Here is a 13,588-nt window from a genome sequence, read left to right as displayed (position 1 = left end):
AGAATGGGTATCACCGTCCGTAACCTTCAGAAGCGCTTCGGCGATTTCACGGCGCTCGACAACGTGTCGCTCGACTTCCCGCCCGGCGAGCTGGTCGCGCTGCTCGGGCCGTCCGGCTGCGGCAAGACCACGCTGCTGCGCGTGATCGCGGGCCTCGAGCACGCGGACGCCGGCCAGGTCGTGCTGCAGGGGCTCGACGTCGCGTCGGTCGGCGCGCGCGACCGCCAGGTCGGTTTCGTGTTCCAGCACTACGCGCTGTTCCGCCACATGACGGTATTCGAGAACGTCGCGTTCGGGCTGCGCGTGAAGCCGCGCCGCGAGCGGCCGTCGGAAGCCGCGATTCGCGACAAGGTGCACGAATTGCTGAAGCTCGTGCAACTCGACTGGCTCGCGCAGCGCTATCCGTCCGAGCTGTCGGGCGGCCAGCGCCAGCGCATTGCGCTCGCCCGCGCGCTCGCGGTCGAGCCGAAGGTGCTGCTGCTCGACGAACCGTTCGGCGCGCTCGACGCGAAGGTCCGCAAGGAACTGCGCAGCTGGCTGCGACGCTTGCACGACGACCTGCACATCTCGACGATCTTCGTGACGCACGATCAGGAGGAGGCGCTGGAGGTGGCCGATCGCATCGTCGTGCTGAACCGTGGCCACGTCGAGCAGGTCGGCAGCCCGCAGGACGTCTACGATCATCCGCAGAGCGCGTTCGTGTACGAGTTCCTCGGTGCGGCGAACCGGCTGCCGGGAACGGTCGCCGGGCGCGGCTTCGTCGCCGAGGGCGCCGCTGCGCCGATCGCGGTCGACGCCGATTTCGCGGGCCCCGCGAACGCGTACGTGCGCCCGCATGACCTGCAGTTGTGGCCGGCCGGCGAAGGGCACCGGGACGGCATCGCGGTGGACGTGCGCCGCGTGATCCCGCTCGGCGGTTCGGTGCGCGTCGAGCTCGAGGCGCGCGCGGGCGGTGCGCTCGAGGCGGAACTCGATCGCGACGCGTGGCGTGCGCTCGCGCTGCAGGTCGGCGACGGCGCGACGGCCGTGCCGCGCGCGGTGCGCGTGTTTCCCGCGCGTTGAAGCGAGAATGCAGGGCAGGGGGCGGAATTCGCTCCGATTCGACCATCAAACAACGACAGCCTAAGAGGCATACCCATGAATTTTCAGCAATTGCGGTTCGTGCGCGAAGCGGTGCGCCAGAACATGAACCTGACAGAAGTCGCGAACGTGCTGTACACGTCGCAGTCGGGCGTGTCGAAGCAGATCAAGGATCTCGAGGATGAACTGGGCGTCGACATCTTCATCCGGCGCGGCAAGCGGCTGACGGGGCTCACGGAGCCCGGCAAGGCCGTGCACCAGCTGATCGAGCGGATGCTGCTCGACGCCGAGAACCTGCGCCGTGTCGCGCGTCAGTTCGCCGACCAGGACAGCGGCCACCTCGTCGTCGCGACGACGCACACGCAGGCGCGCTATGCGCTGCCGAAGGTGATCCGGCAGTTCACCGACGTGTTCCCGAAGGTGCATCTCGCGCTGCGCCAGGGCAGCCCGCAGCAGATCGCGCAGATGATCCTGAACGGCGAGGCCGATCTCGGCATTTCGACCGAGGCGCTCGACCGCTATCCGGACATCGTCACGTTCCCGTGCTATTCGTGGCACCACACGGTCGTCGTGCCGAAGGGCCATCCGCTGGTCGGCCGCGAGAACCTGACGCTCGAGGAAATCGCCGAGTACCCGATCATCACGTACGACCAGGATTTCACGGGCCGCTCGCACATCGACCAGGCCTTCACGCAGGCGGGCGCCGTGCCCGACGTCGTGCTGACCGCGATCGACGCGGACGTGATCAAGACCTATGTCGAGCTCGGGATGGGGATCGGCGTCGTCGCGGCGATGGCCTACGATCCGCAGCGCGACACGGGGCTCGTCGCGCTCGATACGCAGCACCTGTTCGAAGCGAGCACGACGCGGGTCGGGCTGCGCAAGGGCGCGTTCCTGCGCGCGTATGCGTACCGGCTGATCGAGATGTTCGCGCCGCACCTGAACGAAGCGGAAATCGCGGGGCAGTTGCGCGAAGCCGTCTGACGGCAATGCTTCGCGCGCCGTCCGTGCTGTTGTCTCGGGCGGCGCGGCGTGCATTCGCCGGAATGTCATGCGCATGACGGCGGCAGGGTCTGTGCCGCCGTCATGGTTGGTAGATTCATCGAACCATCGACCGCGTTCGCGGTTTTCAAGCGTTCCAGTCCGATTCGCCGCGCGCGGCGATCGACACGCGTGCGCCTGTCAGCACAACAACAAGACCGCACATCCGGACGCTTCGGTTCGGCCATTCGACCAGACCGGACGGGCCATTTTTCAGAAGATATGATTCAATGCGCGAATGCCGGATGCCGGGCATCCGAGCCGCGCCACGGCCGTCATCCCGACCGGCCGGCCAGCATCTGCAACGCAACGCGCAACTCGCATCGCCAGGACGAAGCGCGGAAAGCGAAACCGGCAGGCCATCCGTATTCAGAAAAATACGTGCGCGGACGGTCGATTCCGACACGCACGACGAAGAGGTGAACAATGAATCTCAAATGGTTTCTCTTTTCCTTCGAAGGCCGGATCGGGCGCATGCCGTGGTGGATCTACGCACTGGTTTCCGCGTTGCTCAGCGCGTTTTTCGACGCAGGTTCCCGCGGTTCGTCGAACGACGATCTGCCGCTGCTGGTGATGCTCGTGCTGTTCGCGATAGCGGTGGTTGCGGTGTGGTCGTCGATTGCCGTCGGCGTGAAGCGGCTGCACGACATCGACAAGTCGGGGTGGTGGATGCTGCTGCTCTTCGTGCCGATCGTCGGCGCGATCGCGCTGTTCGTGATGAACGGCTTCATCGCCGGCACGCCGCATGCGAACCGCTTCGGCGAGCCGCCGTCGGCCGATGAAGACGAGCCGGCGCCGCAAGACCCGGCGTGACGTGCGGCAGCCTCCGAAAGTGTCGCTTTTGCGCGTCGCGACGCACGATCGCGCGCTCCGAATAAACCCTTAAATATTGATCAGACAGGTTGCGCGTCGAAGCGAATCGGTACAGCATAGCTTTCACTCCGCCGGCTTCTCGCCGGCGGCGGCGCGTCAACGACAGCACGCGCCAGGCAGTCGGCCGTCTGCCTCGCTTCCATTCCGTGGTACCGACAGCAGCATCGATGGCCATTGCCCGGGTAGTGTGGCGCAAACGTTTGCTCGCATTAAAACAACAGTCAAACAATAGTCCGGCCCTTCGGGCCAGTCGCCAGGAGATGTGTATGAATGTCCTCTTTCGCCGTCGCTTCCTGACCGCCGCGCTTGCCGCCGTCGCAGTCGCCGCCGCACCGGCCGTCCACGCGCAATCTGCGGCCAGGCCGAAGGTCGCGCTCGTGATGAAGTCGCTTGCCAACGAGTTCTTCCTGACCATGGAAACCGGCGCGAAGGAATACCAGAAGCACAACGCGAATCAGTTCGATCTGATCACCAATGGCATCAAGGACGAGACCGACACCGCGAACCAGATTCGCATCGTCGAGCAGATGATCGTATCGAAGGTCGATGCGATCGTGCTCGCGCCGGCCGATTCGAAGGCGCTCGTGCCGGTCGTGAAGAAGGCGGTCGACGCGGGCATCATCGTCGTGAACATCGACAACCGGCTCGATCCCGACGTGCTGAAATCGAAGAACCTGAACGTGCCGTTCGTCGGCCCGGACAACCGCAAGGGCGCGCGCAAGATCGGCGATTACCTCGCGAAGCGGCTGAAGGCGGGCGACCAGGTCGGCATCGTCGAAGGCGTGTCGACGACGACCAATGCGCAGCAGCGCACGGCCGGCTTCCAGGACGCGATGAAGGCGGGCGGGATGAAGGTCGTGTCGGTACAGTCGGGCGAATGGGAGATCGACAAGGGCAATGCGGTGGCTGCCGCGATGCTCAACGAATACCCGAACCTGAAGGCGCTGCTGTGCGGCAACGACAACATGGCGATCGGCGCCGTGTCGGCCGTGCGCGCGGCCGGCAAGCAAGGCAAGGTGTTCGTGGTCGGCTACGACAACATCAACGCGATCAAGCCGATGCTGAAGGACGGCCGCGTGATCGCGACCGCCGATCAGTACGCGGCCAAGCAGGCCGTGTTCGGCATCGACACGGCGCTCAAGGCGATCGCCGAGCATCGCAAGCAGGCCGACATGTCCGGCGTGGTCGAGACGCCGGTGGATCTCGTGACGAAGTGATGCCTCGCCGATACGGCCGCCGCCCTCAAGAATCCGGCGTGGCGGCCGTTATCTGGAGTGAGCGCGATCACGGCCACTGCATGCACATGCATTTGTGAGCGTCACACCCGCGCGCCGCGTGCGCGCGGCCGCAACCAGGATCGCGATGGAGCCGACCTTCCAACCTTCCCGTCCAGCCATTCCCGTGCTGTCCGTCTCGGGCATCGGCAAGACCTACGCCGAACCCGTGCTCGCCGACGTCACGCTGACGCTCGCGCCGGGCCAGGCGCTCGCGCTGACGGGCGAGAACGGCGCCGGCAAGAGCACGCTGTCGAAGATCATCGGCGGGCTCGTCGAACCGACCGCCGGCACGATGCAGCTCGGCGGCCATGCGTATGCGCCGGCGAGCCGCACGCAGGCCGAGGCGCTCGGCGTGCGCATGGTGATGCAGGAGCTGAACCTGCTGCCGACGCTGACGGTCGCCGAAAACCTGTTCCTGAACCGCCTGCCGCGGCGCTTCGGGATCATCGACCGCGCGCGGTTGCGCGACGACGCGCGTGCCGCGATGGCGCAGGTCGGGCTCGACGCAGTCGATCCCGATACGCCGGTCGGCGCGCTCGGCATCGGCCACCAGCAGATGGTCGAGATCGCGCGCAACCTGATCGGCGATTGTCGCGTGCTGATTCTCGACGAGCCGACCGCGATGCTGACCGCGCGCGAAGTTGCGCTGCTGTTCGAGCAGATCGACCGGCTGAAGGCGCGCGGCGTCGCGATCGTCTACATTTCGCACCGGCTCGAGGAACTCGCGCGCGTCGCCGAGCGCGTCGCGGTGCTGCGCGACGGCCGGCTCGTGCATGCGGGCAACATGGCGGCGACGACGTCCGACGGGCTCGTCACGCTGATGGTCGGGCGCGAGATCGGCGAACACATCGATCTCGGCGAGCGCCATATCGGCGCGCCGCGGCTCGTCGTGTCGGGCCTCACACGCGGCTCGGCCGTGCAGGACGTGTCGCTCGAGGTGCGCGCGGGCGAGATCTTCGGCATCTCGGGGCTGATCGGCGCGGGGCGCACCGAGCTGCTGCGGCTGATCTACGGCGCCGATACGCCGGATGCGGGGATGATCGCGGTCGGCCAGCCGCTGAAACCGGCGCGGATCGATTCGCCCGTCGATGCGGTGCAGCACGGCATCGCGCTGATTACCGAGGATCGCAAGGGCGAAGGGCTGCTGCTGTCGCAGTCGGTCACCGCGAACGTATCGCTCGGCCAGCTCGACCGGCTCGCGCGCGGCGGCATCGTCGACACCGCGCGCGAAACGGCGCTCGCCGAGCAGCAGATCGACGCGCTGCGGATCCGCACGCGTGGTGCGGCGCAGACGGTCGGCGAGCTGTCGGGCGGCAACCAGCAGAAGGTCGTGATCGGCCGCTGGCTCGCGCGCGACATGGGCGTGCTGCTGTTCGACGAGCCGACGCGCGGGATCGACGTCGGCGCCAAATTCGAGATCTACACTTTGATGGGCGCGCTCGCGCGCGAAGGCCGCGCGCTCGTCGTCGTGTCGAGCGACCTGCGCGAGCTGATGCTGATTTGCGACCGGATCGGCGTGATGTCGGCCGGACGCATGACCGCCGTATTCGAGCGCGGCAACTGGACCCAGGATGCGCTGCTGGCCGCGGCGTTCGCCGGCTTCGGCCGCGAGACGCCGCCGGGCGGCGCGCAGCATCCGGATGCGGGGCAGGCGCGGGGCGCCGCTCCCGGCACTTCGACGACAGGACGACCGCAATGACCCAGCCTCCCGTATCCCCGACCGACGCAGGCGCACAGCAGGACGTGACGGGGCGCCGCGCGCGCACGCTGTCCGGTACGCGGCTCGGCCTGTCGAACTATCTCGGGCTTGCCGGCGCGCTGGCCGCGATGATCGCGCTGTTTTCGGTGCTGAGCTCGCATTTCCTGACCTACGACACGTTCAGCACGATCGCGAACCAGATTCCCGATCTCGTCGTGATGTCGGTCGGAATGACCTTCGTGCTGATCATCGCCGGGATCGACCTGTCGGTCGGCTCGGTGCTCGCGCTCGCCGCGTCGATGGTCAGCGTCGCCGCGCTGAAATGGCAGTGGGGGCCGCTGCCGGCCGCGCTGATCGGGATCGCGGTCGCGACCGTCACGGGCGCGCTGACGGGCGCGGTCACGGTAGGCTGGCGGATCCCGTCGTTCATCGTGTCGCTCGGCGTGCTGGAGGCCGCGCGCGGCCTCGCGTACCAACTGACGAATTCGCGCACGGCCTATATCGGCGACGCGTTCGATTTCCTGTCGAACCCGATCGCGCTCGGCATTTCGCCGGCGTTCCTGATCGCGGTCGCGGTGATGATCGCGGCCCAGTTCGTGCTCACGCGTACCGTGTTCGGACGCTATCTCGTCGGGATCGGCACCAACGAGGAAGCCGTCCGACTTGCCGGGGTTAACCCGCGGCCGTATAAAATTCTCGTATTCGCATTGATGGGCGCACTCGCGGGGCTCGCATCGCTGTTCCAGATTTCGCGGCTCGAGGCGGCCGACCCGAATGCGGGCGTAGGCCTCGAACTGCAGGTGATCGCGGCCGTCGTGATCGGCGGCACGAGCCTGATGGGCGGGCGCGGCTCGGTGATCAGCACGTTCTTCGGCGTGTTGATCATCTCCGTGCTGGCCGCGGGGCTGGCGCAGATCGGCGCGAACGAGCCGACGAAACGGATCATCACCGGCGCGGTGATCGTGGTGGCGGTCGTGCTCGATACGTATCGCAGCCGGCGCGCGCGCGTCCGGTAGAAAGACAGACAGAACAGACCAGAGAGAAACGGGAAATGGCGACGATCAAGGATGTGGCGGCCATGGCGGGCGTGTCGTTTACGACCGTCTCGCACGTGGTGAACAATTCGCGGCCGGTGTCCGCGGATGTGCGTGCGAAGGTCGAGGGCGCAATCCGCGAGCTGAACTACGTGCCATCGGCCGTGGCGCGCTCGCTGAAGGCGCGGTCGACGGCGACCATCGGCCTCGTCGTGCCGAACAGCACGAATCCGTACTTCGCGGAGCTTGCGCGCGGCATCGAGGATCAGTGCGCGGCCAACGGCTATTGCGTGTTCTTCTGCAATTCGGACGACGATCCCGTGAAGCAGCGCAACTACCTGCGCGTGCTGCAGGAAAAGCGCATCGACGGGCTGATCGTCGCATCGGCGGGCGAGGATGCCGTGCTGGCGCAGACGCTTGCGGACACACATGCGCCGCTCGTCGTCGTCGACCGCAACATCGAGGGGCTCGCGGCCGACCTCGTGCAGATCGATCACGAGCGCGGCGCGTACCTGGCGACGCGCCACCTGCTCGAACTCGGGCACGCGAAGATCGGCTGCATCACCGGACCGACCGACACGGCCGTCAGCGCGATGCGCGTGCACGGCTTCATCCGCGCGATGGCCGAGCGCGGGGTCGACATCGTGCCGGGTGCGATCGCGGAAAGCGACTTCTCGTGCCTGGGCGGCTATCACGCGGCGTCGCGGCTGTTCGAAACGGTGCGGCCGAGCGCGATCTTCGCGGGCAACGACCTGATGGGCGTCGGCGCGCTGCGCGCGGCGGCCGAGCGCGGGATGCGCGTGCCCGACGACTGCTCGATCATCGGTTTCGACGACATCGAATTTTCCCGCTACACGTATCCGGCGCTGTCGACGGTCGGCCAGTCGGTGCGCGCGCTCGGCGAAATGGCCGCGCAGACGCTGATCGAGCGGATCGGCGGCGGCTCGGCGGCCGTGCCGAGCCGCCGTCGCGTCGTGTCGCCGCGCCTCGTGCTGCGCGAATCGACAGCGATCTACCGCGAGCCGGCTGCCCCCGGCGGTCGCGCATGACGGCGCCGGCCGCGGGCGCCGGCCGCGTGACGGTGGTCGGCAGCCTGAACATGGATCTCGTCGTCCGTGCGCCGCGGCTGCCGCTGCCGGGCGAAACGCTCGCCGGACACGCGTTCGCGCAGGCGGCGGGCGGCAAGGGCGGCAACCAGGCCGTCGCCGCCGCACGGCTCGGCGCGCAGGTCGCGATGATCGGCTGCGTCGGCGCGGATGCGCACGGCGCTGCGCTGCGCGTGGGCCTCGAAGCCGAGGGCATCGACTGCACGGGGCTGGCGACGAGCGCGTCGGCGTCGACCGGCGTCGCACTGATCGTCGTCGACGATGCGAGCCAGAACGCGATCGTGATCGTCGCGGGCGGCAACGGCGAGGTCACGACCGACACGGTCGCGCGCCACGAAGCCGCGCTGGCATCGGCCAACGTGCTGATCTGCCAGCTCGAGACGCCGCCCGACGCGGTGTTTGCGGCGCTGTCGGCCGGCCGGCGGCTCGGCCGCACGGTGGTGCTCAATCCGGCCCCGGCTGTCGCACCGCTGCCGGACGGCTGGCTCCCGCTCGTCGATTATCTGATCCCGAACGAGGTCGAAGCGGCCGCGCTGACCGCGCTGCCGGTGCGCGACCCGTCCGAAGCGGAAGCCGCCGCGCGTACGCTGCAGGCCGGCGGCGCGCGCAACGTGCTGGTCACGCTCGGTGCGCGCGGCGTGCTCGCGCTGACGGCCGACGGCGCCGCGCGGCACTATCCGGCGCCGGCCGTGCAGGCCGTCGACACGACGGCGGCCGGCGATACCTTCATCGGCGGCTTTTCCGCGCGGATCGCGGCCGGCGCGGACGTCGACACGGCCATCCGCTTCGCGCAACGCGCGGCGGCGCTGTCGGTTACGCGAGCGGGCGCGCAGCCGTCGATTCCGACGCTCGCCGAACTGGCCGATTAGGGCCCGATCCCGGATCCCCGATTCCGCATCGCGGCCGGCACGTCACACGAGACGGCCGGCCGTGCCTCTCGCCACCGGCCGACACGCCGGCAGGCCTTCTCCCGTCCTGTTTGTCGAACCGCCCGATTTCGCATCAATTATTCAGCTATCTGTAATAAACAGACGAATAATTCGAAAAAATTCCGTCAAAACCATCAAGTTGTGCGCTGTATGGTCGTAAATGCACGAGATGAAGCAACGCTTCGAGCCAACGGGCCTGGCCCGTTCATGACGACGCAACACAGGATGGATGATGGTGTTCAGGAACCTGACGATTCGTGCGCGCATCGGTTTGACGATGGCGTTTCTGGCGGTGCTGCTGGGCGTAACCGGGGTGCTCGGGCTGTACGGGATGACCCGTTCGAACGACTCGACGCGCGAAATTTTCACGAACCAGATGCCGAGTGCGGTCGACGTGGCGGTCGCGGAAATGTTCGCCGCGCGCGAGCGCCTCGCGCTCGACCGCGCGGCGCTGCTGTCCGGCACGCCCGATTCGGCGGCGGCCATCGAGCGCAGCCGCGCGATGCGCACGCAGTCCGACGCGTGGTGGCAGAAGTACCTCGCGCTGCCGCGCGGGCCGGAGGAGGATCGGCTCGCGCAGGATGTCGCCGCGAAGCGGCAGGCGCTGCAACGCAGTTGTGACGCGTTCGCGAGCGTGGTCGGGGCGGACCAGCGCGATCGCATCAGCGACGGCGCCAAGCAACTCCAGGCGCTCTACAACGACCTCGCGGTGGCGAGCGAAGCGCTGCGCAACTTCCAGTTCACCGATGCGAAGGCGAGCTTCGATCGTGCGGAAACGATGTTCGACACGTTGCGCGTGCTGTCGATCGTCGCGCTCGCGGCCGGCATCGGCGCCGCGCTGCTGTCGTGGCTGACGCTGAGCCGCGCGATCGGCCGCCCGATCGCGGAAGCGCTTGCGCATTTCGACGCGATCGCCGCAGGCGACCTGCGCCGGTCGATCGTCGTGCACCGGCGCGACGAGATGGGCCAGCTTCTCGACGGCCTCGCGAAGATGCAGCGCGGGCTCGTCGACACGGTGCGCACGGTGCGCGGTGGCAGCGAGTCGATCGCGACCGCGGCCCGCCAGATCGCGGCCGGCAACATCGACCTGTCGTCGCGCACCGAGGAACAGGCCGCTGCGCTGCAGGAAACCGCGTCGAGCATGGAACAACTGACCGGCACCGTGAAACAGAACGCGGACAATGCACGCCAGGCAAGCGCGCTGGCCGCGAACGCGTCGGAGATTGCAAACAAGGGCAATACGGTGGTCGGCCAGGTGGTCGGCACGATGGGCGAGATCAACGACAGCTCGGCCAGGATCGCGGACATCATCGCGATCATCGAGGGAATCGCGTTCCAGACCAACATTCTTGCGCTGAATGCGGCCGTCGAAGCCGCGCGGGCGGGCGAGGAAGGCCGCGGCTTCGCGGTCGTCGCGGGCGAGGTGCGCAGCCTCGCCCAGCGCTCGTCGACCGCCGCCAAGGAGATCAAGGCGCTGATCGACGCGTCGGTGGAGCGCATCCGGTCGGGTTCCACGCTGGTCGACGAAGCGGGGCGCACGATGAGCGACGTGATCGGCGCGGTACAGCGCGTGACGGACATCATGGGCGAAATCGCCGCGGCGTCCGAGGAACAGAGCGGCGGGATCGACCAGGTGGCGCGCGCGGTCGCGCAGATGGACGAAGTCACGCAGCAGAATGCGGCGCTCGTCGAGGAAGCCGCGGCCGCAGCGCAGTCGCTCGACGAACAGGCTGGGCGCCTGCGTGAAACGGCGTCGGTGTTCCAGCTCGACGACGAAGCGGCACGCCCGGGCGCTGTCGCGCCGGTCGCGGCGCGTCATGCGTCGCGTTCGCCCGCGGCGGCAGTTGCCGTGCCCGCACCGGCTGCTGCGCGCGACGATCGCGATGCACCGCCGAAGCGCACGGCTGCGGCGATGCCGGCACGCAGGCCCGTGACTGCATCTGCAGCGCCCGCGGCGGCGCCGGTCGCTGCTGCTGCAGGCGCGGACGACTGGGAGACTTTCTGATTCGCGCGTGCCGCGCATCTATCCCCATTTGGTGACGAACGACGCCCGCGACATGCGGGCGTTGTCGTTTCGGCGGCCGACAAAATGTGACGGCGCGCATGAACGGTCGTGCATCGTTGCATGCATCGCTCGACCCGCACCGACGGATGCGCGCAACGATCCACGTCGCGTTCCCGCATCCGTCGTACGGGTATCTCCGTAAGGGCACTGCGAAAAAAATTTGTAACGGTGCGCGCGACGTGTCGTCGTAAACGACGGCTCGAACGTATAGGGATGAGGGGGGAAGTGACGACGTCGGAAGTGTCCAACGCACAAGACGTTCCGTCGTTCGACGAGACGCGGCGGATGCAGTTTCTGCGGCTCGGGAGATCGATTGTAAAACGACGAAATGTGTTGTCCAAGCGGTGTTGGCGAGAATAACGAACTTCATACGAAGAGTTCGTGAAAAAAAATAAGAAAGGGTTTAGGATGAATTCGAACGCGCTTGCTTCTGCGCAGTCGTACGAAGGCAGGCACGTCTTCAGACTCAGGCGAGGGAGGTAGCATGGATATTTACAGCAGCTTCGCGAACCGCTTCGAAAAAACGCGAGAGGAAGAGCTCTCGCTGGAGGAGTATCTCGCGCTCTGCAAGAACGATCCATCCGCGTACGCGACGGCTGGTGAACGCATGCTGGCAGCAATCGGGGAACCTGAACACATCGATACCCGCAACGAGCCGCGCCTGTCGCGGATCTTCGCGAACAAGGTCATCAAGGTCTATCCCGCATTCCGTGAGTTCTACGGAATGGAGGAAGTGATCGAGCAGGTGGTCGCGTATTTCCGCCACGCTGCGCAAGGGCTCGAAGAGAAGAAGCAGATCCTCTACCTGCTCGGTCCGGTGGGCGGCGGCAAGTCGTCGATCGCCGAGCGACTGAAGCAACTGATGGAGCGCGTGCCGTTCTATTCGCTGAAGGGCTCGCCCGTCAACGAATTGCCGCTCGGGCTGTTCGACTATGACGAAGATGGCCCGATCCTCGAGGAACAGTACGGCATTCCGCGCCGCTACCTGAAAAGCATCCTGAGTCCGTGGGCCGTCAAGCGCCTGCACGAATACAACGGCGACATCCGCCAGTTCCGCGTCGTGCGCCGCTATCCGTCGATCCTGCGGCAGATCGCGATCTCGAAGACCGAGCCGGGCGACGAGAACAACCAGGACATTTCATCGCTCGTCGGCAAGGTCGACATCCGCAAGCTCGAGCAGTACGCGCAGGACGATGCCGATGCGTACAGCTACTCGGGCGGCCTGTGCCTCGCGAACCAGGGCCTGCTCGAGTTCGTCGAAATGTTCAAGGCGCCGATCAAGGTGCTGCATCCGCTGCTCACCGCCACGCAGGAAGGCAACTTCAAGGGCACCGAAGGCTTCGGCGCGATTCCGTTCGACGGGATCATCCTCGCGCACTCGAACGAGTCGGAGTGGAAGGCGTTCCGCAACAACCGCAACAACGAGGCGCTGCTCGACCGGATCTTCGTCGTGAAGGTGCCGTACTGCCTGCGCGTGTCGGAAGAGACCAAGATCTACGAGAAGCTGATCCGCAACTCGTCGCTCGCCGAGGCCGTATGCGCGCCGGGCACGCTGAAGATGATGTCGCAGTTCTCGGTGCTGTCGCGCCTGCACGAGCCGGAGAATTCGAGCCTGTTCTCGAAGATGCAGGTGTATGACGGCGAAAACCTGAAGGACACCGATCCGAAGGCGAAGTCGTACCAGGAATACCGCGACTACGCGGGCGTGGACGAAGGGATGACAGGCGTGTCGACACGCTTCGCGTTCAAGATCCTGTCGCGCGTGTTCAACTTCGATTCGAGCGAGGTCGCGGCCAACCCCGTGCACCTGATGTACGTGCTCGAACAGCAGATCGAACGCGAGCAGTTCCCGCCGGAAATCGAGCAGAAGTACCTGTCCTTCGTGAAGGACGTGCTCGCGTCGCGCTACGCGGATTTCATCGGCAAGGAGATCCAGACGGCCTACCTCGAGTCGTATTCGGAGTATGGCCAGAACATCTTCGACCGCTACGTCACGTATGCGGATTTCTGGATCCAGGACCAGGAATTCCGCGATCACGACACCGGCGAGAGCTTCGATCGCGCCGCGCTGAACGCGGAGCTGGAGAAGATCGAGAAGCCGGCCGGCATCAGCAATCCGAAGGATTACCGCAACGAGATCGTGAACTTCGTGTTGCGCGCACGGGCGGCGAACGCCGGCAAGAACCCCGTGTGGACGAGCTACGAGAAGTTGCGCGTCGTGATCGAGAAGAAGATGTTCTCGAACACCGAGGAACTGTTGCCGGTGATTTCGTTCAACGCGAAGGGTTCGGCGGAGGAGCAGCGCAAGCATGAGGACTTTGTGAACCGGATGGTCGCGAAGGGCTATACGCCGAAGCAGGTGAGGCTGCTTTGCGACTGGTACCTGCGCGTGCGCAAGTCGTCATGACGCGCGCGGTGCCGCGCCCGTACGGCGAGTCCGTACGGGAAACTTCAGGGACGCCGCCCGCATGACGGGAGACGGCA

The 13,588-nt window shown here is 66.5% G+C and carries 11 protein-coding genes; 10 read left to right on the top strand and 1 reads right to left on the bottom strand.

Translation table 11 applies throughout. From position 1 onward, the window contains the following. The first annotated feature begins 3 nt into the window (after positions 1 to 3). Both JYG32_RS05835 and JYG32_RS05830 read left to right on the top strand, forming a co-directional pair. Complete coding sequence (locus JYG32_RS05835) at positions 4 to 1,062, top strand: sulfate/molybdate ABC transporter ATP-binding protein (RefSeq protein ID WP_213264966.1); 1,059 nt, start codon at positions 4 to 6, stop codon at positions 1,060 to 1,062. Between the two features lie 75 nt (positions 1,063 to 1,137). Beyond that, a complete protein-coding gene (locus JYG32_RS05830; RefSeq protein ID WP_027784384.1) occupies positions 1,138 to 2,064 on the top strand; it encodes a CysB family HTH-type transcriptional regulator in 927 nt (308 codons plus the stop codon). Between the two features lie 145 nt (positions 2,065 to 2,209). Here the strand turns inward: JYG32_RS05830 and JYG32_RS05825 are convergent, their stop codons facing one another. Further along, positions 2,210 to 2,548, bottom strand: coding sequence for a hypothetical protein (locus tag JYG32_RS05825; protein WP_213264965.1), 339 nt, complete (start codon positions 2,546 to 2,548; stop codon positions 2,210 to 2,212). Between JYG32_RS05825 and JYG32_RS05820 the strand changes: the two genes are divergently transcribed. From JYG32_RS05820 to JYG32_RS05785, 8 genes are all read left to right on the top strand, one after another. After that, positions 2,548 to 2,934, top strand: coding sequence for a DUF805 domain-containing protein (locus JYG32_RS05820; RefSeq protein WP_174381113.1), 387 nt, complete (start codon positions 2,548 to 2,550; stop codon positions 2,932 to 2,934). The genes JYG32_RS05825 and JYG32_RS05820 overlap by 1 nt on opposite strands. Before the next feature lie 326 nt (positions 2,935 to 3,260). After that, positions 3,261 to 4,211, top strand: a complete 951-nt coding sequence (locus tag JYG32_RS05815) for a sugar ABC transporter substrate-binding protein (RefSeq protein ID WP_174381112.1) — start codon at positions 3,261 to 3,263, stop codon at positions 4,209 to 4,211. A 145-nt stretch (positions 4,212 to 4,356) separates the two neighbouring features. Next, positions 4,357 to 5,970 carry a sugar ABC transporter ATP-binding protein gene (locus JYG32_RS05810; RefSeq protein ID WP_213264964.1) on the top strand — a complete coding sequence of 538 codons (1,614 nt, stop codon included), beginning with the start codon at positions 4,357 to 4,359 and terminating at the stop codon, positions 5,968 to 5,970. Next, the gene (locus JYG32_RS05805) at positions 5,967 to 6,986 is read left to right on the top strand and encodes an ABC transporter permease (protein WP_174381111.1); all 1,020 of its coding nucleotides are present in this window, start codon (positions 5,967 to 5,969) and stop codon (positions 6,984 to 6,986) included. The genes JYG32_RS05810 and JYG32_RS05805 overlap by 4 nt, the downstream gene beginning before the upstream one ends. 35 nt (positions 6,987 to 7,021) lie before the next feature. Then, complete coding sequence (locus tag JYG32_RS05800) at positions 7,022 to 8,053, top strand: LacI family DNA-binding transcriptional regulator (protein WP_174381110.1); 1,032 nt, start codon at positions 7,022 to 7,024, stop codon at positions 8,051 to 8,053. Further along, positions 8,050 to 8,979, top strand: a complete 930-nt coding sequence (rbsK, locus tag JYG32_RS05795; protein WP_213264963.1) for a ribokinase — start codon at positions 8,050 to 8,052, stop codon at positions 8,977 to 8,979. The genes JYG32_RS05800 and rbsK overlap by 4 nt, the downstream gene beginning before the upstream one ends. Before the next feature lie 292 nt (positions 8,980 to 9,271). Further along, positions 9,272 to 11,044, top strand: a complete 1,773-nt coding sequence (locus JYG32_RS05790; protein ID WP_213264962.1) for a methyl-accepting chemotaxis protein — start codon at positions 9,272 to 9,274, stop codon at positions 11,042 to 11,044. A gap of 544 nt (positions 11,045 to 11,588) precedes the next feature. Then, the gene (locus tag JYG32_RS05785; protein WP_174381107.1) at positions 11,589 to 13,511 is read left to right on the top strand and encodes a PrkA family serine protein kinase; all 1,923 of its coding nucleotides are present in this window, start codon (positions 11,589 to 11,591) and stop codon (positions 13,509 to 13,511) included. The last annotated feature ends 77 nt before the right edge of the window (positions 13,512 to 13,588 follow it).

Origin of the sequence: Burkholderia pyrrocinia, assembly GCF_018417535.1 — a bacterium.
Lineage (GTDB): Bacteria > Pseudomonadota > Gammaproteobacteria > Burkholderiales > Burkholderiaceae > Burkholderia > Burkholderia pyrrocinia_E.
The sequence above is the reverse complement of the archived record's forward strand: the minus strand, read 5'-3'. Positions and strand labels throughout refer to the sequence as shown.